Annotated in this window: 22 protein-coding genes, 6 tRNA genes and 1 other annotated feature; of the genes, 7 read left to right on the plus strand and 21 right to left on the minus strand. The window is 50.5% G+C overall.

The genetic code is table 11. The features are described from left to right. Positions 1-10 precede the first annotated feature (10 nt). From WMO29_RS14765 to WMO29_RS14790, 6 genes are all read right to left on the minus strand, one after another. On the minus strand, positions 11-577 hold the full coding sequence (locus tag WMO29_RS14765) for a chromate transporter (protein ID WP_349165310.1): 567 nt from the start codon (positions 575-577) through the stop codon (positions 11-13). Further along, entirely contained in the window at positions 570-1,115 is a 546-nt protein-coding gene (locus WMO29_RS14770) for a chromate transporter (RefSeq protein ID WP_349165311.1), read from the minus strand. The genes WMO29_RS14765 and WMO29_RS14770 overlap by 8 nt, the downstream gene beginning before the upstream one ends. A gap of 13 nt (positions 1,116-1,128) precedes the next feature. Then, complete coding sequence (locus WMO29_RS14775; RefSeq protein ID WP_349165312.1) at positions 1,129-2,739, minus strand: gamma-glutamyltransferase family protein; 1,611 nt, start codon at positions 2,737-2,739, stop codon at positions 1,129-1,131. Between the two features lie 48 nt (positions 2,740-2,787). Beyond that, positions 2,788-3,270 (minus strand): PTS sugar transporter subunit IIB, encoded by a 483-nt coding sequence (locus tag WMO29_RS14780; protein ID WP_349165313.1) that lies wholly within the window; start codon positions 3,268-3,270, stop codon positions 2,788-2,790. 69 nt (positions 3,271-3,339) lie between these two features. Beyond that, entirely contained in the window at positions 3,340-4,146 is an 807-nt protein-coding gene (locus WMO29_RS14785; protein WP_349165314.1) for a PTS system mannose/fructose/sorbose family transporter subunit IID, read from the minus strand. Between the two features lies 1 nt (position 4,147). Next, entirely contained in the window at positions 4,148-4,891 is a 744-nt protein-coding gene (locus WMO29_RS14790; protein WP_349165315.1) for a PTS mannose/fructose/sorbose/N-acetylgalactosamine transporter subunit IIC, read from the minus strand. Between the two features lie 288 nt (positions 4,892-5,179). On the opposite strand from WMO29_RS14790, the gene WMO29_RS14795 reads away from it, so the two are divergent. Together WMO29_RS14795 and WMO29_RS14800 are read left to right on the plus strand one after the other, a co-directional pair. After that, positions 5,180-5,419, plus strand: a complete 240-nt coding sequence (locus WMO29_RS14795) for a DUF2508 family protein (protein ID WP_349165316.1) — start codon at positions 5,180-5,182, stop codon at positions 5,417-5,419. A 102-nt stretch (positions 5,420-5,521) separates the two neighbouring features. Next, the gene (locus WMO29_RS14800) at positions 5,522-6,412 is read left to right on the plus strand and encodes an IS3 family transposase (protein WP_349165317.1); all 891 of its coding nucleotides are present in this window, start codon (positions 5,522-5,524) and stop codon (positions 6,410-6,412) included. Between the two features lie 82 nt (positions 6,413-6,494). Here the strand turns inward: WMO29_RS14800 and WMO29_RS14805 are convergent, their stop codons facing one another. Continuing rightward, on the minus strand, positions 6,495-7,325 hold the full coding sequence (locus WMO29_RS14805; RefSeq protein ID WP_349165318.1) for an HAD family hydrolase: 831 nt from the start codon (positions 7,323-7,325) through the stop codon (positions 6,495-6,497). A 14-nt stretch (positions 7,326-7,339) separates the two neighbouring features. Further along, complete coding sequence (metG, locus tag WMO29_RS14810) at positions 7,340-9,313, minus strand: methionine--tRNA ligase (protein WP_349165319.1); 1,974 nt, start codon at positions 9,311-9,313, stop codon at positions 7,340-7,342. Positions 9,314-9,372: 59 nt separating this feature from the next. After that, positions 9,373-9,652, minus strand: a binding site (T-box leader). A gap of 258 nt (positions 9,653-9,910) precedes the next feature. Between metG and WMO29_RS14815 the strand changes: the two genes are divergently transcribed. Then, positions 9,911-10,501: a 50S ribosomal protein L25 gene (locus WMO29_RS14815; protein WP_349165320.1), complete on the plus strand. Its 591-nt coding sequence runs from the start codon at positions 9,911-9,913 to the stop codon at positions 10,499-10,501. Between the two features lie 137 nt (positions 10,502-10,638). Further along, positions 10,639-12,567 carry a DUF885 domain-containing protein gene (locus WMO29_RS14820; protein WP_349165321.1) on the plus strand — a complete coding sequence of 643 codons (1,929 nt, stop codon included), beginning with the start codon at positions 10,639-10,641 and terminating at the stop codon, positions 12,565-12,567. Between the two features lie 6 nt (positions 12,568-12,573). Here the strand turns inward: WMO29_RS14820 and WMO29_RS14825 are convergent, their stop codons facing one another. Together WMO29_RS14825 and WMO29_RS14830 are read right to left on the minus strand one after the other, a co-directional pair. Next, on the minus strand, positions 12,574-13,110 hold the full coding sequence (locus WMO29_RS14825; RefSeq protein WP_349165327.1) for a spore maturation protein: 537 nt from the start codon (positions 13,108-13,110) through the stop codon (positions 12,574-12,576). A 7-nt stretch (positions 13,111-13,117) separates the two neighbouring features. After that, positions 13,118-13,720, minus strand: a complete 603-nt coding sequence (locus tag WMO29_RS14830; RefSeq protein WP_349165322.1) for a nucleoside recognition protein — start codon at positions 13,718-13,720, stop codon at positions 13,118-13,120. 233 nt (positions 13,721-13,953) lie between these two features. Here WMO29_RS14830 and WMO29_RS14835 point away from each other — a divergent pair, with 233 nt between their 5' ends. Beyond that, positions 13,954-14,208, plus strand: coding sequence for an AbrB/MazE/SpoVT family DNA-binding domain-containing protein (locus WMO29_RS14835; protein WP_158363844.1), 255 nt, complete (start codon positions 13,954-13,956; stop codon positions 14,206-14,208). A gap of 68 nt (positions 14,209-14,276) precedes the next feature. Here WMO29_RS14835 and rsmI read toward each other — a convergent pair whose 3' ends face one another. The 7 genes from rsmI to WMO29_RS14870 all read right to left on the minus strand — a co-directional run bounded on the left by rsmI (position 14,277) and on the right by WMO29_RS14870 (position 21,250). Then, entirely contained in the window at positions 14,277-15,119 is an 843-nt protein-coding gene (gene rsmI / locus WMO29_RS14840) for a 16S rRNA (cytidine(1402)-2'-O)-methyltransferase (RefSeq protein ID WP_158363843.1), read from the minus strand. Positions 15,120-15,128: 9 nt separating this feature from the next. Next, complete coding sequence (locus WMO29_RS14845) at positions 15,129-15,866, minus strand: tRNA1(Val) (adenine(37)-N6)-methyltransferase (RefSeq protein ID WP_349165323.1); 738 nt, start codon at positions 15,864-15,866, stop codon at positions 15,129-15,131. Next, positions 15,856-16,779: a stage 0 sporulation family protein gene (locus tag WMO29_RS14850; protein WP_178038933.1), complete on the minus strand. Its 924-nt coding sequence runs from the start codon at positions 16,777-16,779 to the stop codon at positions 15,856-15,858. Before WMO29_RS14850 ends, WMO29_RS14845 begins: the two co-directional genes overlap by 11 nt. Before the next feature lies 1 nt (position 16,780). Further along, positions 16,781-17,770 carry a DNA polymerase III subunit delta' gene (gene holB, locus WMO29_RS14855; protein ID WP_178038932.1) on the minus strand — a complete coding sequence of 330 codons (990 nt, stop codon included), beginning with the start codon at positions 17,768-17,770 and terminating at the stop codon, positions 16,781-16,783. Positions 17,771-17,938: 168 nt separating this feature from the next. Further along, a complete protein-coding gene (locus tag WMO29_RS14860; protein ID WP_349165324.1) occupies positions 17,939-18,526 on the minus strand; it encodes a nucleoside/nucleotide kinase family protein in 588 nt (195 codons plus the stop codon). A 13-nt stretch (positions 18,527-18,539) separates the two neighbouring features. Then, positions 18,540-20,162: an aminotransferase class I/II-fold pyridoxal phosphate-dependent enzyme gene (locus tag WMO29_RS14865; protein ID WP_349165325.1), complete on the minus strand. Its 1,623-nt coding sequence runs from the start codon at positions 20,160-20,162 to the stop codon at positions 18,540-18,542. A gap of 62 nt (positions 20,163-20,224) precedes the next feature. Beyond that, positions 20,225-21,250: a threonine aldolase family protein gene (locus WMO29_RS14870; RefSeq protein ID WP_349165326.1), complete on the minus strand. Its 1,026-nt coding sequence runs from the start codon at positions 21,248-21,250 to the stop codon at positions 20,225-20,227. Positions 21,251-21,523: 273 nt separating this feature from the next. Between WMO29_RS14870 and WMO29_RS14875 the strand changes: the two genes are divergently transcribed. Together WMO29_RS14875 and WMO29_RS14880 are read left to right on the plus strand one after the other, a co-directional pair. Beyond that, a tRNA-Ala gene (locus WMO29_RS14875) sits at positions 21,524-21,596 on the plus strand. A 23-nt stretch (positions 21,597-21,619) separates the two neighbouring features. Continuing rightward, a tRNA-Val gene (locus tag WMO29_RS14880) sits at positions 21,620-21,693 on the plus strand. 66 nt (positions 21,694-21,759) lie between these two features. Here WMO29_RS14880 and WMO29_RS14885 read toward each other — a convergent pair. From WMO29_RS14885 to WMO29_RS14900, 4 genes are all read right to left on the minus strand, one after another. Next, positions 21,760-21,832 (minus strand) — tRNA-Phe (locus WMO29_RS14885). Between the two features lie 45 nt (positions 21,833-21,877). Then, positions 21,878-21,951: transfer RNA gene (locus WMO29_RS14890), tRNA-Met, on the minus strand. 42 nt (positions 21,952-21,993) lie between these two features. Continuing rightward, a tRNA-Tyr gene (locus tag WMO29_RS14895) sits at positions 21,994-22,075 on the minus strand. 46 nt (positions 22,076-22,121) lie between these two features. Next, positions 22,122-22,194: transfer RNA gene (locus WMO29_RS14900), tRNA-Thr, on the minus strand. Between the last annotated feature and the right edge of the window lie 75 nt (positions 22,195-22,269).

Here is a 22,269-nt window from a genome sequence, read left to right on the forward strand (position 1 = left end):
ATGCCCGATTTTAAAAGGAAAAGATCACGCCCGCTGCCGCGGAACCCACGATAAACACGATGGGATGCACCTTGGGGTATTTCTGGCGGAATCCCATCAGTACCAGCAAAAGAAGGATACATTTCCAGTTCCACAGCCTTCCGATATCCCACTGGGCCAATGCGTCCGCATGGAGCAGTGTACTGACAAAGAGACTCAGACACGCGGCCGAAATAAAAGCGACCACAGCCGGTTTCAGTCCCGCGAAAATCATTTTCACAAGCTTCGCGTCCTTGAATTTCTGAAAATAATTCGCGATGATACAAATCACAATGATGCTGGGGGCAACCAGGCTTAAGGTGGCCAGAAGCGCGCCGCCTACCTGCTTCAGGGCATACCCCACATAAGTGGCCATATTGATGCCGATAGGACCGGGCGTCGATTCCGACACCGCAATCATAACCGACAGATCCTCCATGGTAAACCAGCCGTAATGCCTTCCCATTTCCTCTAGGAACGGAATCGTGGCCAGTCCGCCGCCCACTGCAAATAAGCCCGTTTTAAAAAATTCAAACATAATCCGCAAGATTTCAGTCATACTTCATCCACCCCGCTTTGCTCAAAATCACTCCGAGAACACCGGATAAAATCACCAGATATACGGTGGACAGATCTGTAAAAAGCGACAGAAGAAAGGCCAGCGCAAACACACAGAACGCCGCAATATTCTTTACACTTTTCTTCCAGAGTCCCGCGATGGCGTAAATCATCAGCATACAAACCGCCACATTGATCCCCTTCAGCGCATGCTGAACGACAGCCAGCTCCGCGAAATTGCTCACCAGAGACGCAATCAGGGTAATGATCACCAGCGACGGGCTCACCACGCCCAGGGTCGCCACAATTCCCCCTATGACGCCTTTCTGATAATAGCCCACAAAGGTCGCCGTATTCACCGCAATGATTCCCGGCGTACACTGCCCGATGGCATAATAATCCATAATTTCTTCTTCCGTAGCCCAGTGATATTTCTCGATGGCTTCCCGCTCAATCATGGGAAGCATGGCGTATCCTCCGCCAAAGGTGAAAAGTCCCATCTTAAACCAGGCTGTATAAAGCTGCCATAATAACTTCATTTTTCTCTCCCATTTAATATCCGACGCAGCTTCCGTCCGTCCTGGATTCCGTTGCGCCCACATAAACGCCATTTTCCATGCGCAGGATCATCTCTGCCCGTCCAAAGGAAAAGCAGTTTTTCGCTACATCGATCTCATGTTCCATTTCTTCCAGTTTTTCCCTTTGCTCCTGTGGAAAATCAGGCTCCACCATGAAATGGCGTCCCTCCTTCCACTGCCATCTCGGAGCGTCCAGACACATCTGCGGATTCAGGTGAAAATCTATCAGATTCATCATGACCTGTACATGTCCCTGGGGCTGCATATAGCCGCCCATGACGCCAAAGGGTCCCACTGCTTTTCCGTCCTTTGTCAGGAAACCGGGAATGATCGTATGGTAACTCTTTCTGCCGGGCAGCAGCGCATTGATATCTCCCGGATGCAGGGAAAAATCATAGCCCCGGTTCTGAAGCGCGATTCCATAATCCTCCACCACAATTCCACTTCCAAAGTCCACGTAATTACTCTGGATATAGGATACCATATTGCCTTCCCCGTCCGCTGTACACAGATAGACGGTTCCACTCTTCGGCGGCATGACCGTACCCGGATCCCGGGCCTCTTCCCCGATTTCCGCAGCCCGTTTCTTTCCATACTCTTCCGTCAGGAAATAATGATAATCCGTTTTCATATCCCGGGGATCCGTAACAGTCGCCATCGCATCCGCAAACGCCATTTTCATCGCCTCAAACTGCAGATGGCTGGTCCTCGTCTCATCCCGCTCTGTAAAGGTGAAATTCTTCAGAATGTTCAGCGCCATCAATGCCACGATACCCTGGCCGTTCGGCGGAATTTCCCACACCTCATAACCCCGGTAGGACACGTGAATGGGATCTACCCATTCCACCTGGTATTTTTCCAGATCCTTCTTCCGCAGGAAGCCGCCGTCGCGAATACTCTGTTTCTCTATCTGATCCGCGATTTCCCCGTGATAAAACGCATCCGCGCCGGTCTCCCCTATCAGCCTCAGGGACCGGGCCAGATCCTGGAATTTCACAAGCTCTCCAAACCCATAGGGTTCGCCGTCTTTGGTAAATACCCGATACCACTCCTGAAAGGCCGGGTCCGTGCCAAATTCCTTTTTATCGCCTCTCACGTATTTATCCCATAAAAAGGAAACTGCCGCGGAAACCGGAAATCCGTTTTCTGCATATTCTATGGCCGGCTTCAATACCTCTGACAGAGGAAGTCTGCCAAACCTCTCAGACAGCTCCGCCCAGGCCTTCGGTTCCCCGGGTACCGTCACCGGAATCCAGCCCCGCTTAGGCATTTTTTCATATCCAAGCTCCCGGACCTTTTCCACGGAGATGTCCTCCGGACTGCAGCCAGACGCGTTCAGGCCGTACATCCTGTCCTTCATCCAGACAATTGCGAAAGCGTCTCCGCCCACTCCATTGCTTACCGGCTCCACCACGCAGAGAACCGCCGCCGTCGCTATGGCCGCGTCCACCGCGTTTCCACCTTTTTTCAGAATTTCTGTTCCTGCGGAGGAAGCCAGTGCGCTGCTGCTGCAAACCATGCCGTTTCTGGCAGCTACACTGTATCTGCTCATCTGATATGGTTGATATAATGCATCAAATTTCATATCTTCTTTCTTCCTTTCCCAGAATTCTTTCTCCGGAATTTATATCCATCAAATTTTTTCGAGAATTTCGTTAAAATCCACACCGGACTGATCCGGCACTGCCTGTCCATACATTTTGATGCCCTTTGCCGAAATTGCTTTCAAAAATGAAATTTCACTGTCGCTTGCGTATACATAATTCAGCAGCTTCGTTTTGCCTCCCACGGAGCGCATATTTCCGATATTAACTTCGCTGATTTCAAAGCCCTTTTCCACCAGCTTTAAAAGGGTCTCCGGACCCTTGACCAGAAGCATGATCTTTTTTTTCTCCAGTGTTCCGTCTTTTACCTTCTGCTCCGCTTCGTCCGCGGTTAAAATAAAGGATTTTACTCCCGGCGGAGTCGCCATTTTCAGCAGTGAACACTGAAACTTATCTTTTGCCACCACGTCGTCCACGGCCAAAATGGTGTCTATTCCTTTCGCTCTGCTCCATCCTAAGGCCACCTGACCGTGAATCAGCCGATCATCTATCCGAACCAGTTTAAATTTCATATGTTTTCCCGCCTTTCTATCCGGCAGACGCAGCCCTCCCGGACACGCGCCTGCCAGCTCCCAGTTTACTTATGCCAGGATACCAAAGAAGCCCAGCACAAAGCCTACGATAATCATTGCAACCATTACCCAGAGCGTACTCTTGCCTTTTCGTAACAGCCCGAACACACCCAATGTGCAGCACAGCGGCAGCAGCTTCGGAATGATGCTGTCCAGAGTCGACTGGAGCGCCACGCTGGCGTCGCCTGTCACATAGGTCAGCGGAGTCGATATATTCAGCCAGGTGGCCGTCAGGCCGCCTACTACCAGAAGTCCCAGAATGGTCGCTGCTTCCATCCAGGCTTTGATCCGGAAGCCTTCCATCTTTTCCATGAACTGGTCCGCGAAATTATAACCTACCTTCACGCCCCAGTACTGTACGCCAAAATGAATCGCGTTCATGACAATTACGAAAATCAGCGGGGCAATTCCATTGCCGGAGAGCGCCAGCGCCGCGCATACGCCTGCCACGATGGGCCGCAGAGTTCCCCAAAACAGAGAGTCACCGATACCGGCTGTGGGACCCATCAGGGCGCCCTTGATGGCCGTGATGTTCTCCTCCGGCACATCCTCTCCGTTCGCTTTCCGCTCCTCCATGGAGGCTACGATTCCGAAAATGGGGCCGCATGTCCAGGGATGAGAATTGAAATATCCCAGATGTCTCTTGTAGGCCTCGATCCGCTCTTCCTTCTTCTCATACAGCTTATTGATAATCGGTATCATCGCCCATTCAAAGCCCATGGCCTGCATACGCTCGAAGTTGAACGCGGACTGCACGGCATTGGAACGGATAAATAACTGCTTCAGATCTTTTTTCGTCAAAGTTTTCTCTGCCATATTAAGCCTCCTCTCTGTTGATCTTTCCAAAGGCATACAAAGCTGCGTAAGCGATTCCGATAAACGCGATTCCCATTACGCCGAAGCTCGGGATATACGCCGCAATCGCAAAGCCGATGAAAAAGTACGGAAGGAAATTTTTGGTACTCAGATTGCTCAGCAGTAAGCCGAAGCCCAATGCCGGAAGCAGATTGCCAACTGCCTTGATTCCGCTCATGACGCTGGCCGGAATCACATCCATCAGCTGCGTCACATACTCCGCGCCCAGCCACAGCGCCAGCAGAGTCGGAATGAAATAAGCCAAGAAATGAAACAGGTTTCCGATATGTACCATCATGCAGATACCCTTCCAGTTGCCTTCCTCCGCGTACTTATCCGCAAAATGTACGGTAAACGCGCAGAAAGTTTTCGCAAAGGTCTCGAAGGTGCTGGCCACGACCGCCACCGGCACTGCCACCAGCATGGCGCCCTCCAGTCCGGTTCCGGAGCTGATGGCAATCGCCGTTCCAAGCGCGCTTCCGATCGCCACGTTCGACGGTACGCTTCCGCCGATGGCCTGCGCGCCCATAAATACCAGCTCCAATGACGCTCCGACTTCCAGGCCAGTCTTAAAATCACCCAGAACCAGGCCGATGACCGGTCCCAGAACCAGCGGTCTCTCCAACTGACAGTCACCGCAAAATCTTCTTTGAAGATACGCAAGACCTGTTATCAAGCTGACGATAAAAATACTTAAAAAGCTCATACAATACCCCCTTAAAATAGATTTCCACTCCGAAAGAGAATCACCACGGGCCCTGTCAGCAATTTCTCTTTTGTATTTATATCCATACAATATCACACCTCGTTTTAAATGTCCATACATTTTTAAATTATATGTATATATAATTCAATAAATTTTATTTATTTTTAACATTCTTTAGAATTAATACGGATTTACCGCGCCTGTCCTCTTCTTTTTTCCGTATATTTCCTGTTTCATCGGTCTATACTCCTACTATAGATAATTTATTTTCCAGATACGGGGGATTTTATGGGATTATTCAAAAAAGATGAGCCGCTGGAGGAATACGAACGCTTCTCGGCCCGGCGGCAGCTGATGGAAGATTTGACGCTTACAAAAAACGCGCTGGACACAGCCTACGCGAATTTCGAGACGGTGGTTGATCCGGATCTGATCGACTGCTATACTTATGAGATTTATTCGGTGCAGAAACGGTATAAGTTTCTGCTGGAACAGGTGCGGAAGATGGATTTACAGAATATCACATGACAAAACGGGGCTGTTACAAAATATCAGCAGTATTGATATGCTCCCTTCTAGGTAGACAAGTGAAATAATAAAAACTTGTCTACCTAGAAGGGAGCATATTTTATGTCTAAAAGAAAAGTATCTGTTGAGGATAAGATATATGCTGTAAATCTATATCTGGATGGAAAAGAAAGCCAACAACGAATTGCCCATATGTTTGATGTAAGTCTCACATCTATTCAACAATGGATTCGAAACTATGAATCTATGGGAGCAAATGCATTCACATTGAAAGGAAATAAAAAATATTCCAAAGAATTGAAGCAGCAAGCAGTCTTAGATTATTTAGCAGGCTATCATGGTATTGATGTAAACGATAAACGTGTGCTACGCATTTGCCGTAAACTTAATATAAAATCAACTATCAAGTATTCTAACAACGGGTACACAAGACAGGCTGCAAACCCTCAGTATATAGCTGAAAACATACTTAATCGCGAGTTCACTGCCAAAGCACCAAATGAAAAATGGCTCACTGATGTGACAGAATTCCATTATTATATTGGGACGGAAAAGCATAAAGTTTATCTAAGTGCAATACTGGATCTATATGATAGACGGATTGTTTCGTATGTTATTCGTGATAAGAACAATAATGCTTTAGTGTTTGATACGGTAGACAATGCTTTACTTAGAAATCCTGGTGCGCAGCCACTGTTTCACAGTGACAGGGGATTCCAATATACGAACAGGACGTTTCATACAAAACTTGTAAATGCTGGAATAACACAAAGCATGTCGCGAGTTGCTAAATGTATCGACAATGGACCAATGGAAGGCTTTTGGGGAATTCTGAAGAGAGAGCGATATTATGGAAAACGGTTCACTGATAGATGTACTCTCGTAAAAATGATCGAAGATTATATAGATTACTACAACAATAAACGCTTGCAAAGGAATCTCGGAATTTTAACGCCAATGGAAAAATATGAAATTTACCTGCAAGCTGCATAAAAACTGCCAGCAGATAAATTTCTACTGGCAGGAAAAATTTATATTTTTTCAATTGTCTACTTGACGGGGAGCGGTTCACTTTTTAATTTTCTTCCAGACAGCGCTCGATTTCTACCGCCACACCGTCCTCTTCATTGGACAGCGTCCGGTAAGGCACTGCCTCCAGCACCTCCATAGCCGCATTTGCCATAGCCACGCCCCGGCCTGCTGTCTTCAGGATTGCCAGATCGTTCGTTCCGTCTCCGAACGCCATGCACTCCTCAAGCCGGAGGCCCAGGTGGTCACACAGGCATTTCAGGCCCAGGCCCTTATTAGCTCCTGCCGAATTCACTTCTATGTTATTCGGCAGAGATGTGGAGATTTCCAGATTCGGAAATCTTTCTTTTGTTTCCTGCAGCTTCCGATCTCTTTCCGGGATCTCCTGAAAGAAATAAATCAGCTTCTGTATGGTAGATCCCTGTGAAAAAATCTCTTTCTGCAGATTTTTCATGGGATGATAGACACTCTTCAGCATTTCCAGTATTTTCGCATTTGCCGCATAGGCCGGCAGCTGTTCAAACTCTGTCTCTTCCATCCAGCCAACGCCCTTCTGATAGCAGCCGCAGATGGCATCAAATTCCTTTGTATAAGCAAAGACCGCCTCTGCCTCTTCCCGGGTTAAATCCGCCTCATACAGCATCCGCTTTTCTGCTGCATCGTACACTGCTGCACCATTGACCGTAATCGCATAGCGCACAAAGGGCATATTTCTTACCACTTCCGGCATGGCATCGAAGATCCGGCCCGTGGACGGCACCAGATAAATTCCCTGATCCGCCGCCCTCTGAAGGGCTTTCATCGTCCTCTCCGACACCGTCTTGTCATTTCGCAGAAGGGTTCCATCCAGATCAAATGCAATTAATCGAATACTCATACTATTTCTCCTGTTTAGCAGATCTCCGCTCCTGCCGGCATATCCTTCTCCGGCGTCATCAGCGCCAGGTTGCCCTCTGCGTCCTCGGCGCACAGCAGCATACCTTCAGACAGGATCCCTGCCAGCTTCGCCGGCTTCAGGTTCACGACTACCATAACCTTCTTGCCGACCATTTCCTCCGGTGTGTAATGAGACTTAATACCGGATACGATCTGCTTTACCTGGCTTCCGATGCGGACCTGGGAGCACAGCAGCTTCTTGGACTTCTTTACAGCCTCGCAGGCAATGATTTCACCCACCTGGAACTGCAGCTTCGCGAAATCGTCAAAGGTAATCTCTGCCTTCGGCTCGATGTCGATGACGTCTGCAGCCTCCTCTTTTGCCTCTTCCGGCTGATCCTGCTCTGCCGCGTCCGCAGCCTTCTTAGCCTCAACCTTCTCCAGAACCTCTTTCACGTCCAGTCTCGCGAACAGAATCTCCGGCTTGTCGGTTACCTTATTGCCGGACTGATAGAGACCGAACATGTTCATAACCTCCAGGGAACGCTTTCTCGCGCCCAGCTGTGCCAGAATCTTGTCGGCAGTCTCCGGCATAAACGGCTCTAAGAGGCTTGCGCCAATGCTGATGCTCTCTACCAGATTGTAGAGTACGGTCGCCAGACGTTCCTTCTTGCTCTCGTCCTTAGCCAGGGCCCAGGGCATGGTCTCGTCGATGTATTTGTTGCAGCGCTTGAACAGGTTGAAGATCTCGGTGATGGCGTCTGCCACGCGCAGATCGTCCATTTTCGCGGAAGCCTTCTCTGCCGCACTGACAGCAGCTTCGCGAAGCTCGCGGTCTACCGGCTCCAGCACACCTGTGTTATTGACTACGCCGTCAAAGTACTTGTTGGACATGGATACGGTACGGTTTACCAGATTGCCCAGGGTGTTGGCCAGGTCAGAGTTCATACGCTCCACCATCAGCTCCCAGGTAATCACGCCGTCGTTGTCAAAGGGCATCTCATGCAGTACGAAGTAACGAACCGCGTCCACGCCGAACATGTCTACCAGATCGTCCGCGTAAAGCACATTTCCCTTGGACTTGCTCATCTTGCCATCGCCCTGCAGGAGCCACGGATGACCGAATACCTGCTTCGGCAGCGGCAGATCCAGCGCCATCAGGAAAATGGGCCAATAGATCGTATGGAAACGGATAATGTCCTTGCCGATCAGATGCAAATCCGCCGGCCACTCCTTCTTGAACAGGTCGCTGGACTCTCCGTCGCACTCGTAGCCGATGCCGGTGATATAGTTGGTCAGCGCGTCCAGCCATACGTATACCACATGCTTCGGGTCGAAGTCTACCGGGATGCCCCATTTGAAAGAGGTACGGGATACGCACAGATCCTGCAGGCCCGGAAGCAGGAAGTTGTTCATCATCTCATTCTTTCTGGAAACCGGCTGAATGAATTCCGGATGCTTGTTGATATGGTCAATCAGACGGTCAGCGTATTTGCTCATACGGAAGAAATAAGCCTCCTCCTTGGCCGGCTGCACCTCGCGGCCACAGTCCGGACACTTGCCGTCCACCAACTGGGACTGGGTCCAGAAGGACTCGCAGGGAGTACAGTACATGCCCTCGTAAGCACCTTTGTAGATATCGCCCTGGTCATACAGCTTCTTGAAAATCTTCTGTACCTGCTTCTCATGGTAATCATCGGTGGTGCGGATGAATTTATCATAGGAAGTGTTCATCAGATCCCAGATCCGCTTAATCTCACCGGACACATTGTCCACGAATTCCTTCGGAGTAACGCCTGCCTCCTCAGCCTTCAGCTCGATCTTCTGACCGTGCTCGTCGGTTCCGGTCTGGAAGAATACGTCGTAGCCCTGGAGTCTCCGGAAACGGGCGATGGCGTCCGCCAGCACGATCTCATAGGTGTTGCCGATGTGGGGCTTGCCTGACGTGTAGGCAATAGCCGTGGTCATGTAAAACTTTTTCTTTTCCATTTTTTACCTCTCTTTCTCTGCAAACGAAAGATCAAAAAACCCCGTCTTCCTTAAATCTTAAAGAAGACGGGGATGATTCCCGTGTTACCACTTCTGTTCGCCTGTCCCTCACGAGACAGACCTCTGCGGGTACCTGCATACCCTGACGCTGTAACGGGCGCACCCATCACGGCTTATCGCAAAACCATTTCCCATAGGAAATCCCTTTATCGAAAATAACCTTACGTTCATCCGTGCCGCTCAGAAACCATCTTCAGCTCTTTTGTCTTCATCCCTCTCAGCACCGGGAATTCTCTGTAAAAGACGCATACAGCTTACTCTTTTCTTCGTAGCGTTTGCATTTTGCTCATATAAAAGAAGCGTAACACGGCCAAAACCTTTTGTCAAGCCTGCTGACTTTTCTTCTCTTATTCGTTTAAAAATTTTCAGTTTTTTATCGAATTTCGATACTCATTTTTGTTCAAATTTACTCTTTAACTTTGAAAAATCAGTGCTATAATAATCACCGTAAATTAAATATAGAACCACTTAACAATACCTGTTTGTTACACAAAGTGGAAGGCTGCTAAGCGATTCAGATTTTGGAGGAAAAGATAAATGAATACTTTAAAAGCTGAAAAAAGAGACATGTTGACGAAAGCCAAGAAACTTAGACGTGAAGGTTATGTTACCGGCAATATCTATGGCCGCGAGATGAAGGAGTCCATTCCCCTTCAGATTACCAAGGCAGATGCAGAGCGCATCCTGAGAACCGAGGGTAAAGGCAGCCAGGTAATGCTGGAGGTTGCAGGTGAGACCTACGACGCGCTGATTAAGGAGATTGATTACGATGCCTTAAGAGGACAGCTTCTGGAAATCGATTTCCAGGCATTGGTAAGCACCGAGAAGGTTCACTCCGTAGCAGAGGTGATCCTGCTGGGCCAGGACGATGTACAGGCCGGCGTGGTACAGCAGATGCTTCAGGAAGTTACTTACAAAGCTCTGCCCGCAGATCTGGTTGACAAGATCAAGGTTGACGTCAGCCACATGAAGGTCGGCGAGACACTGAAGGTTAAGGATCTGGATATTGCCAAGAATCCTGCCATCGACCTGCATACTTCCCCGGAAGCTACCGTTGCTACCGTACTGGAGGTACACAATGCCGTAGCAGATGATGCAGACGCTGAGGATGAAACCGCAGAGGCATAATTTAGAACAGTGAAATAAATTTGGAAAGGCCGCATATCGGATGTGAAAGTTCGGTATGCGGTCTTTTTGCACGTAACAATTTCTTTTTTCCCCATTCTTCTCATAAACTACACCAAGAGTTATTCCGGTGGTTTTCCATGAAAAAATCCTTCCTCTTTGTTCTTTTTCTCTCTGCTTTTTTAACGACGGCTCTGCTTCTCTCCCGCTCCTGTCTGCCCGGTACGGACACTACTTCCGCCGATGAGGCCTTCGAAGCCTTCACCAACGGCCTCTTCCGGGAATCTGTCACCGGCAGCACGCTGACGCTTCATTATACGTTGGCTGATCCGGTGGCTTACGGGATTCGTAAGTTTCCGATTTCCTATGGCTCTTACTCGGAGGAGTCCAAAGCCCAATCAGCTGCCGCCCTGGAAAATGCATTCGCTGCCCTGTCAGAATTTCCGCGAAGCGAGCTTTCTTATGTCAACCGACTGGAATGGGACATTCTGAACACGCAGATTCCCCGGGAGCTTGCGTTGCTTCGTTTTCCATATTATGAAGAAGTGTTCAGCCCGCTGCTGGGCGTGCAGGTGCAGCTTCCAGTGCTGCTGGCGGAATATGCCTTTACTTCGGAGGAGGATGTGGATATTTATCTGCGTCTGTTGGCGAAGACGGACGCGTATTTTGAGGAATTATGCGCGTATGAAAAGGAGAAGGTCCAGGCTGGACTTTTTATGACGGATGAAAGTGTCGACGCGGTGATTGCGGGGTGTCAGGATTTTTTAGACGGCGCAGACTACCATAATTCTAACCCAAGTAATATCAATCAGAACACCCCTGAAAACATATCAGTCACCGATATTGACTCTGTTCAAAATTCCAGAGAAACTTCCGTCATACTCAATGAAAGTTCCGGGGAAATCGACGAACATTTTTTAGTAACATCCTTCTCTGAGCGCCTTACCGGACTCGTTCAGAGCACCAAGCTTTCCGACCGCCAAATTTTAAATTATGTAAACCTTAACCAGCAGATGCTCGAAGCACACGTTTTCCCTGCCTACGCCCACCTCATCGAAACCCTTTCTTCCCTGAAAGGCTCCGGCGCCAACCCCTACGGCCTGGCCCACTACCCGGAAGGCCGCTCCTACTATCAGGCTCTCACAGACGCCATCATCGGCTCTGGTCGCACCCTGTCCGAAATCCGCGATCTCATCGACCACCAGCTCCTGAGCGATGTGCGTCAGATGGCCGAGCTGGTCAAAAACCGACCGGAGCTGCTGACAGATGTTCCCCGCACCACCACGGCCCGGGAACCGGAGCAGATTCTCGCAGAGCTGCAAGCCCGGATGCTGGCTGATTTTCCTGCTGCCGACGCAAATGCCCATACTGGCGCGGATACCGACAGTTCCGCCTCCTCCATTCCCATTTCCGTCAAGTCTGTCTCCCCGTCCCTGCAGGAACATACGAGCCCTGCCTTCTACCTGACGCCGCCCCTGGACGCCATGCGGGACCATGTCATCTATATCAATCCTGCTGCTGACTATGACCCGCTGACCCTTTTCACCACCCTGGCCCACGAAGGCTTCCCCGGCCATCTCTACCAGACACTTTCCGAGCAGACCTCTCCGCAGCATCCGGTCCGCAGCTTCTTCTATTTTGGCGGCTTCGTGGAAGGCTGGGCCACCTACGCGGAACGCCTGTCTTACCGCTACGCCGGCCTGGATCCGGATATGGCCGACCTCTTAGCCGCCAACTCCTTCTTCCTGCTGGGCCTCTACGCCCGCTCGGACGTGGGCATCCACTATGAAGGATGGACCCCTGCGGAAATGAATACTCTCTGGAACGGCTACGGCATCACCGACGCCGATGCCCTTGCTGAAATCTACCAGGCCATCCGGCAGGATCCCGCCAATTACCTGAAATATTATCTGGGCGCCGTGGAAATCCTGGAACTGAAAAAAGAAGCGGAAGATACCCTTGGCGCACAGTTTTCACTGAAGGATTTCCACAGCTACCTGCTCCGCACCGGCCCCGCTCCTTTTTCCATTCTCCACTCTTACCTGCCCGCCTGGACAGCTATGGATTAGTCTTATCTAACTGTTAAATGCCATTTTTCCCGCCAGCCACACACTGACCGCGATCCCCGCCACCGTTGCCAGCAGCGCCCCCGGTAGCGTGTAGCGGGTTTTCTTCACCTTCGCTGCCATAAAATAGATGCTCATAGTATAGAAGACCGTCTCCGTACACCCCATCATAATGGACGCCGCCAGCCCCACATAACTGTCCGTCCCGTACTCCTTAAAAACATCCAGTGCCAGCCCCGTGGCCGCTGAAGCCGAGAACATCCGCACGATAGCCAGCGGCAGAAGCTCCGACGGGAAATGCACCTTTTCCGTCAGACCGCCCAGCAAACCCGCCAGGAAATCCAGGAAGCCGGAAGCCCGCAGTACTCCGACAGCCACCATCAGTCCCACCAGCGTCGGCAGAATCTGCACCACCGTCTTCAGCCCGTCCTTCGCCCCCTTTACAAAATCATCATACACCGGCCGCTTCGCGGCCAGCCCCTCCGCCACCACATAAAAAATCAGAAACGGCACAATAAGATCCGATATGTAGAGCATGATCCGTATCATTTTCTCACCCCCTGTCCATCAGCTTACAGAATACTGCCGCTGTCACTGCACTGATCAGCGTCGCCACCAGCGAAGGAGCCAGAATCGCAGCCGGATTCACACTGCCGTACTGGCTTCGATAGGCGATGATATTCACCGGAATCAGCTGCAAAGACGCGATATTCAGCACCAAAAAAGTACACATTTCGTTGCTGGCCGTCCCCTTTTTCCGTGCCTGCTGTCCCATCCTTCTTCGCTCCTCCTCCAGATCGCTCAACGCCTCCATGGCTTTCAGCCCTGCCGGAGTGGCAGCCCAGCCGAGACCGAAGATATTGGCGATCACATTGGTCGTGATATACTCTCTGGCCGGATGCTCCCGCGGCAGCCGCGGAAACATGAAATTCATAAAAGGAGCGATAGCCCGGGACGCCCGCCTTATGACGCCGCTCCTCTGGGCAATTTCCATCAATCCCACCCACAATGCCATAATTCCTGCCATGGTGATACACAGCGTTACTGCCTCCCCCGCCGATTCCAGCGCCGCTTCCGTCAATTCCGGCAGCCTCCCCTGCAAGGCTCCGTAAACAATTCCCAGTATCAGCATGGCCGCCCACAGATCATTCAGCATGGTATCTTCTCCCATTTTTTTCAATATATGATTGCAGATTCCTTTTTATGGAAATTTTTTTGCCTGCCTTGTATTTTGTCCCGTATTTTTTCTTTTTTATCCTTTTTTGTACATTTTTTTGCATTCTATTCATTAAAAGTTCATTAAGAAACCTATTTTTCTATTGGAATCTTATGGCTTATTTGGTATAATATTGAAATAAAGTGTTACCATTAAATGAAGGAGGAGAAGCAATGAAGAACACCGGAGTGGTCAGAAGACTGGATGAACTCGGACGTATCACGCTTCCTATGGAATTACGAAAAGTATTCGGAATTGAAGAACGCGATTCTCTCGAGATCTATGTTGAAGATGACAAAATTATTTTAAAGAAGTATGCACCGACGGATATTTTCACAGGAGACCGAGATGATCTTATTGAATTCCATGGTAAAATGGTTTCCAAAAAGTCAATTGAGGAATTAGCAAAAAAGGCTAACTTAATTTAATTATATTTATCGGTACATAAAAACCGGCAACCCAACAATGGGTCCCCGGTTTTTTCTTTTGCGCAAAATTATCCTTCCAGCAGAGCCTGGTAAATATCTCTTTTGGATACGCCACGATCTTTGGCCGCCAACCGCATGGCTTCCTTGTGCTGGATTCCCTGCTGCTCATATAGCGCCACATGCTCCGCAATGGTCATCTGCTCCCAGGCCGCCTGCTTTTCCTTTTCCATCTCTTCCCGGTTCCGGCCCTCGATGACCAGCACGCACTCGCCCCTGGCCGCTTCCGTCTCATAGTGGCGGATGGCTGCCTCCAGATCCGTCCGGAAAATGGTCTCATGCTTCTTTGTCAGCTCCCGGCACACCGAAATCCGCCGATTTCCCAGGGTATCACGAAGCTCCCCAAGGGTCTTCAGAAGCCGATGGGGCGCTTCATAGATAATCATCGTCCGCGTCTCGCTTTTCAGCTCCTCCAGCACGTTCTGGCGTTCCTTCTTATCCGACGGCAGAAAGGCCTCAAAAGCAAATCTCCTCGTCCCCAATCCCGACAGCGTCAGCGCCGTCACACAGGCGCAGGCTCCCGGCAGCACCGTCACCGTAATGCCCGCCTCCGCGCACATTTTCACCAGCTCCTCGCCCGGATCCGAGATGCCCGGCATGCCGGCGTCCGTGATCAGCGCGATATTTTTGCCCGCCCGCAGCTGCTCCACCAGCTCCCGGCCCTTATCGAACTTGTTGTACTCATGATAGCTGGTCATGGGCGTATGAATTTCAAAATGGTTCAGAAGCTTGATGCTGTTGCGGGTATCCTCCGCCGCAATCACATCCACCTCTTTTAAGATACGCAGCACCCGAAAGGTAATATCCTCCAGATTACCGATGGGTGTGGCGCACAGATATAACGTTCCCTGCATGTTATCTCCTTAATAGCCGTAAATATCGTAGATTTCGTCCATATAGACGCCGGGCTCTTTGTATACAATCAGCGGCTTCTCCACGGTCATTCGGGAACGCCCGCCCCGGCAGGCCTCCAGAAGCACCATATTCGGTTCCTTATCCACATATGGATAGACTAACTGCATCCGTTTGGGCTCCAACTTATACTTCACCAATGTAGTTATAATTTCCGCAAGCCGAAAGGGCCGGTGTACCAGATAAAAGCGTCCGCCGGGCCGCAGTACCTTCGCCGCCTCCCTGGCCACGTCTTCGAAGCTGCACAGAATCTCATGGCGCGCGATGGCTTTGGGCAGCTCCGGATTCACGATGCCGTGACTGCCCGTCATATAGGGCGGATTGCAGGTCACCACATCAAAAGAAGCCGCCCCGAAGATCGAAGCCACTTCCTTTATATCACCCTGGACAATGGAAACGGAATCCGAAAGAGCATTTAACTCCACGCTTCGCCTGGCCATATCCGCGCTCTCTTCCTGAATCTCCAGCCCGGTAAAATCACGCCCCGATGTCTTGCCCCGAAGCAGAATCGGTATAATCCCCGTGCCGGTTCCCAGATCAAGCGCCCGCTCACCCGGCTTCACCTTCGCGAACCCGGACAGCAGCACCGCATCCATGCCAAAACAAAACTTACTGGGATTCTGGATAATCTGATAGCCGTTTCGCTGCAGATCGTCCAACCGTTCTCCATCCTTTAACTTAATTGTCATCCAGCTTTGATTTCCTCTCCTGCTTTTCCAGGGCCTCCAGCTTCTTCAGTTCCTTATCCGCCGCTCCGCCTTTGTCGCCCTTATCGCCTTTCTTTCTTCTCGGGCGGAACTTCAGCTCCTCCACCGGATACTCCCGGATCTCCTTCTCGTCGCCCTCGACGGTAACGATGACCTTTACCTTCTGGCGCAGCACATTGACGCTCTGCACCTCGCCCTTCAGTCCGTCGGCTGTGGTCACATAATCCCCCAGTCCCGGCAAATGGCTGTTCAGCTCCTCGTAGGTCTCCTGCTCATGCTTCAGGCAGCACATCAGTCTGCCGCATACGCCGGAAATCTTCGTGGGGTTCAGGGACAGGTTCTGCTCCTTGGCCATCTTGATGGACACCGGCACGAAATCAGACAGGTGGGTATGGCAGCACAGGGGTCTGCCGCAGATGCCGATACCGCCTAAGATCTTAGTCTCATCCCGGACTCCAATCTGCCGCAGCTCAATACGGGTACGGAACACGCTGGCCAGATCCTTGACCAGCTCACGGAAATCAATACGCCCGTCCGCGGTAAAATAAAATAATACTTTGTTATTATCGAAGGTATATTCCGCCTGGATCAGCTTCATTTCCAATCCATGCTTCTTAATCTTTTCCTGGCAGATTTTAAATGCTTCTTTTTCCTTGAAGCGGTTGGCCGCCTCTCTTGTATCATCCTCCTGGGTCGCAATCCGGATCACCGGCTTCAGGGGCTGGATAATCTTCTTATCCTCCACCTCTTTGGTGCCCACTACCACATATCCGTACTCCACGCCTCTGGCGGTCTCCACAATCACATGCTTTCCCTTGGGAATGTCCAGCTTTCCGGGGGAAAAGAAATATATTTTTCCCGCGTTCCGGAATCTGACGCCTATGACTTTTTCCATTCTAATTCTCCTTTATCGTCAGCATGAGAAGCTCCATGGTCAGCTCAAAGTTTACATTGGCCTTCAGCCGCACCTTGGCCTTCTCCAGTGCCTTTAAAATCCGCTCCAGCCCCTCATAAGAGCTCTTCTGGGCCTGGGCGCTGATATCATTAATTTCTTCCGCAAAAACCAGTCCGTCAATCTGGCGGGTGGCCTTGAACAGAAGCACATCCCGGAACCACAGGGCCATCAGATCGAGGTAATCGTTAATCTCCGTCTTATACTCGGACGCCGAACGCACCGCCTCGGTCAGCTCATAGATCTCCATATCGCGCAGATGCCGAAGCAGATGAATCAGGTGGCTTTTCAGCTCCGTAAACTGATCCGACTGGGCCAGCCGTTCCGCTTTCCCCACATTTCCCCTGGCAAATGCGGTGCATACCTCCGCCTGATAATCGGGAATATGGTACTTCTCCATCAGATAGGGCTTGATGATCTCATTCTTCACCGGACGCAGCTTCAGGGTCACGCACCGGGACAGAATTGTCGGCAGGAATGCGTCTGCATTGGTGGTCAGCAGCATGATGACGCCGTAGGCAGGCGGCTCCTCAATGGTCTTCAGGAGGGCGTTCTGGGCCTGTACGGTCATCTTCTCTGCCTCGTCCACAATATAGATTTTATATGGGCTGCTATAGGGCTTGATCTGGATATCGCCGCAGAGCTGACCGCGGATATCCTCCACGCCGATGCTGGCGGGCTTCTCATGCGTCACTTCAATGATATCCGGCTGATTGCCGCTCTGTGCCTGCTTGCAGGAATGGCATTCCCCGCAGGGCTCCACACCGCCCCGTTCACACTGGAGTGTCTGGGCAAAGGCCCGGGCCAGCATTTTCTTTCCCGCTCCTTCTTCTCCATCCAGAATATAGGCATGGGATACTTTTTGAAGCTTTATGGCATTCTGCAGGTGCTCGATGATCTGCCCGTGCCCTAAGATTTCGGAAAATCCGGCCATATATTCACACTCCCTTCTTTCTACCGCTGTTCATTTTATTAAAACTAACTTGATGAAAAAATACTCTTTTTAGTATAACATACATTTTTTAGAAAAAACAGCTTTTTATACTTTTGTTCTGCTCCGCAAATCCGCCTGCGGACTGTAATTTCCTTTATCTGAAGGTTCTCACTTATGTTCTTTTATATACTCTGAGATTTCCTCTATGCTTTCCTTCAAATCCCGGTTCCGGAATCGCTTCTCAATTCCGGCCTCCGCAATTTTCTCCTCCGCGAAATCCTCACTGTCCGCCAGGAACCGCCGACAAAGCTCTGCGTACTTTGGCTCCTGCTGTCCGCGTTCCCGAGTGAGAGCTCTCTGCAGCCGCTCTCCGTCCTCCACTTCGATGTAAATGGGAATCACTCGCTCTGCCCCATAATAATTCCGAAGTGCCCGGTAGGACTCCAGTACGCCGACACCCGCATAGTTATATTTTTCCAGATCGGTCGCCTCTGTATCAGCTGTAAAATATTTCCACACTCCATGTACCGTATCATAAGCCCGAAGCTCGATCACCTTCCCGGCGTTCTGAAGTTCTGTCAGACCCGCTTCATCCGTAAAATGATACTGCACCCCCTGCTCCTCCCCGGCCCGCATAGGACGGGTGGTGTACAGCACCAGTGGCTTCAGAGCCAGGCTTTCGTTTTCCAGAAGCTTCTGAAAAATGGTGTCCTTGCCTGTGGCGCTTTTCCCGATTACATAAAATAATTTTCCCATCATTTTCTCCGTTTTATTCTTTTACAATCCCAAGCTTCGGAATCCCGTCTCCGTCGTATTCCAGCCCGTGCACCTCATAACCGGCCTCCAGCCATTCCTCTATGCATTTCAGCAGCTCTTCCGTCACCCGCTCCCCCGGCGCCAGAACCGGAATTCCCGGCGGGTACAGATACACGTAATTGCCTGCCACAGCGCCCTCACAGGCCGCCAGAGGCCTGCAAGCCCCTTCGGCCTCCGCTGCTTCACCAATGGTCAGAACAGCCTTCAGACGTGGCAGCGCGTTGCTCTTGGCGCTCACTTTATCTGCTGTGTTCACGCCGACCGGTATCTTTTCATCCATATCCTGATCGAGCTCATGCAGCGCTTCCTCCAGTCTCCCGAATCCTTCTTCCGAATCCGCGATTCCCGCGATTCCAACCACATAATCCGGTCCGCTCATTTCCATCTGGATATGATAGCGCTCCCGCAGAATCCGCGACAGTTCTTCTCCTGTCAACCCGGCTCCTGCCAGATTCGCTCTCCTTGCGGAAATCAGCAGCTTGCTCCGATCAAAATCCGCCGTCTGCCCGAACTCCGCCAGTTTCGCTTCCAACTGCCATATACCGTCCTTCTCACTGTCCAATCCGGCCAGATACAGCCATTTCAGCTCCCGGCAGCTCTCCCGGAAATTCTTAAGCTCCCGCACATGCTTCGCGAACAGCTCCTCGCCGTCCCGCTCTATCAAATCCACACAGGCGTCAATGGAAGCCATCAACACATAAGACGGGCTGCTGCTCTGATAGATGGACAGAAATTTCCGAATCCGCTCCCGATTCGCGATTTCTCCCTGCACATGCAGAAGCGCCGTCTGTGTCATGGCCGGCAGCGTCTTATGCACACTTTGAATCACCACATCTGCCCCTGCGCTCACCGCGTCCTCCGGAAAGTATTTTGAAAATGGAAAATGCGCCCCATGAGCCTGATCCACAATCAGCGGAACGCCATATCGATGACAGATTCCCGCGATCCGGCGCACATCTGAGCAGACGCCATCGTAGGTAGGGGATACTATCATGACAGCCTGGATATCTGTCTGAATCCGGTTTTGATTTTTTTCCCTGTCTCCACCGGAGTCTTTCTCTGTTTTCCCATCCGCCTGCTGTTTTTTCTCTATGATGGGCTTTTGCAATGCATTTTCCACATCTTCCGGCAAAATCGCGCCGTTTATCCCCAATTCCGGGATGTATTGTGGATAAAGATACACCGTTTTTAATCCCCGGAGCTCCGCCCCGTGATAGGCAGACCGGTGACAGTTCCGGGCCATCAGAAGCGTCCCGCCATACTTCGTGCAGCCTGAGATGGCGCTCAGGATTCCCGCCGTACTTCCATTTACCAGGAAATGCGTCTCCCCGGCCCCAAACACCTGCGCCGCCCGCCGCTGGGCCTCCGTCAGCACCCCGTCATTCTCCGGATGATGCAGATCGTCAAAACCGTCTATCTCCGTAATATCTATTTGAAATGGATTCTCAAATTCCCCCATAAGCCGCTTGTGCCCCGGCATATGAAAGGCGTAAAAATCCGAAGCTCCGTAGGCAGCCAGCTTCTCATAAACCGGCCCGCCGAACTTGTCCTGTCTTCTATTATTCTGTCTGTCCACGCAATCTTTAAATCACTTTCTCTGTTTTATTCTTCGATGCAACACACCGATTTTTGCTATCTTTATAGCCACTCACCCAGTTCTTCCATATCCTGAACCGTTGTAGACCAGCCGGTCGCCAGCCGTACCACCGTGTGCGTGTCATCGGCTTTCTCCCAAAAGCTGACTGCCACGTGTTTCTTCAGTTCCTCCAGTTTTTCATTTTCCATAATCACAAACTGCTGGTTGGTCGGGGACTCCAGATAGAAAGTATAATTTTTGTCATGAAGCAGACGCTTCAACTGCTCCGCCATTTCGATGGCATTGCGGCTGATATTCAGATACAGATTTCCCGTAAACAGCTCGTCAAACTGGATGCCCAAGAGACGCCCCTTCGCCAGCAGCGCTCCCTGCTGTTTGATCCGCGTCATGAAATGCTTCGGCGCGTTCCCTTTCGGAAATACTACAGCTTCCCCGCAGAGTGCGCCCACCTTAGTGCCTCCGATATAAAAGACGTCACAGATCCGTGCGATATCCGGCAGGGTCATATCCGCCTCCGGGCTCATGAGACCGTAGCCCAGACGCGCGCCGTCCAGATACAGCGGCATCTCATAGGCATGACACACCTCCGCGATGGCCTCCAGTTCAGCTTTGCTATAGAGCGTACCGTACTCCGTCGGCCAAGACACATACACCATCCCCGGAAATACCATATGCTCATGATTGCCATCCTCAAAAAATGTTTCCAGGTAAGTCTTTAATTCTCCCGCATCAATCTTTCCCTGATGCTGTGGCAAAGTCAGTACCTTATGTCCGGTATTCTCGATGGCTCCTGCTTCATGAACGCTCACATGACCTGTCTCTGCTGCTACCACGCCCTCGTAGGACTGCAGCATGGACGCAATCACCACCGCATTGGTCTGGGTTCCACCCACCAGAAATTCTACGATTGCTTCCGGGCACTCGGTGGCTTCTCGGATCTTTCTTCTTGCATTCTGACAATACACATCTGTCCCGTAACCCGACAGCGGCTCCATATTCGTCTCTGTTAATCTCTGTATAATCCGCGGATGCGCTCCCGCTGAATAATCGTTCTCAAATGAAATCATAATAGAAACCTCCTCTGCAAATATGTTGACTCACTTGCACTCATTATGCTGTGAATATTTCAATTCACAGCCGGCATTCGCCGTTCGTCAATCATACACGTATGTTGACTCACTTGCGCTCATTATATCACGAATTATCCTGCTTATCCCATTTTATCTTTAATTTTTACTATAATTTTGCCGCCAAAAGCTATCGCCTTCCATCTGAATAATTTTCAGATTTCCACTTGATTTTCTGTGCTAAAGTGCTACAATATTTTTTGTAAGCATCACGGGCTTGTAGCTCAGTTGGGAGAGCGCTGCGTTCGCAACGCAGAGGTCGAGGGTTCGAATCCCTTCAGGTCCATGGAACAAAAATTTTATAAATACGGAAGTATAGCTCAGCTGGGATGAGCGTTCGCCTCACACGCGAGAGGTCATGGGTTCGAGCCCCATTACTTCCACTAAAAAAATCCTCAGGAATTTTCCTGAGGATTTTCTGTTCTATAAGCTTTCAGACATAAAAAAAGTGCCCAGAACCGGAATCGAACCAGTGACACGAGGATTTTCAGTCCTCTGCTCTACCAACTGAGCTATCTGGGCATTTTTATAAAATAAGAGTACGAGTCGTTTCTCCGTACTCTTTAGTTGCGAGGACAGGATTTGAACCTGTGACCTTCGGGTTATGAGCCCGACGAGCTTCCAGACTGCTCCACCTCGCGATATGAAATTAAAAAGTGGCTTATCTAAAAGATAAACCAGAGTGGGGGAAAGTGGATTCGAACCACTGAAAGCACAGCTAACAGATTTACAGTCTGCCCCCTTTGGCCACTCGGGAATTCCCCCATGACACGGTCCAACAACGGCTAACGCACATTTTTCAGTTCCGTGAAGCCGATGATCGGACTCGAACCGATAACCTGCTGATTACAAATCAGCTGCTCTGCCAATTGAGCCACATCGGCACTACAACTTTTAGGTTGTAAAATGGGACCTATAGGGCTCGAACCTATGACCCTCTGCTTGTAAGGCAGATGCTC

The sequence above is a fragment of the Laedolimicola intestinihominis genome (assembly GCF_040096155.1).
Taxonomy (GTDB): Bacteria; Bacillota; Clostridia; order Lachnospirales; family Lachnospiraceae; genus Laedolimicola; species Laedolimicola intestinihominis.